We start from the raw sequence: 681 nt of genomic DNA, 5'->3' as shown, positions 1-681 counted from the left end.
GGCGGCCAGCGCACCGCGGGGGGCGCGGCCGGACGCACACGCGACGAGCGCACGGGCCAGCGGAGTCGGGCCTTCGCGGCGAACCGCGGCGTCGTCGGCGAGAAGTTCGATCAGCAACCGGACCGCGTGGAGTGCGTGCGCGCTGCGCACCCAGCGGGGGAACGCCGCGTGCACCGCGGTGAACATCTCCAACACGAGATCGTGGCGGGCGCGCAGGTGGGCGTGCTCATGCTCGAGGATCGCGGCCACTTCGCTGTCCGACAGGGCTTTGAGGGCGCCTTCGCTGACCACCACGCGGCTGCGGACACCGGGGAGGCAGTAGGCCAGCGGCTCGGCGACGTCGAGGATGCGCAGCCCGCTTCCCGCCCGGTGCCGGGGGTCGTGGGCACCGACCAGGTCGACGACCATGCGGTGGTGGGCCCGCCGGCGGCGCGTCGCGATCGCGACCTGCAGCACAGCAACGATCAGTCGGGCGCCGATCACCAGCGTCAGGACGAACACGATGACGTACGCCGTCCACAGCGGCCAGCCGAGTACGGCGATCTCACTGACGATGGTGGCGGTCGGCCTGCCGTCCGGACCCGGTACGAAAAGCCTGCTCGCGATGGCTACTCCGGCCGAGAACGCCGACAGAACGGCTGCCGAGGCGATCGCCTGCCACAGCACGATCGCGGCTCGGGG

1 protein-coding gene is annotated in these 681 nt (G+C 72.2%); it reads right to left on the bottom strand.

What is annotated here, in order from left to right; translation table 11 throughout:
* A partial coding sequence (locus MVA01S_RS30045; RefSeq protein WP_060941849.1) for a M56 family metallopeptidase occupies positions 1-681 on the bottom strand: 681 nt, incomplete at both ends.

This window comes from Mycolicibacterium vaccae NBRC 14118 = CIP 105934 (genome assembly GCF_001552715.1).
GTDB lineage: Bacteria > Actinomycetota > Actinomycetes > Mycobacteriales > Mycobacteriaceae > Mycobacterium > Mycobacterium vaccae.
This window is presented reverse-complemented; position numbering and strand designations above follow the sequence as displayed.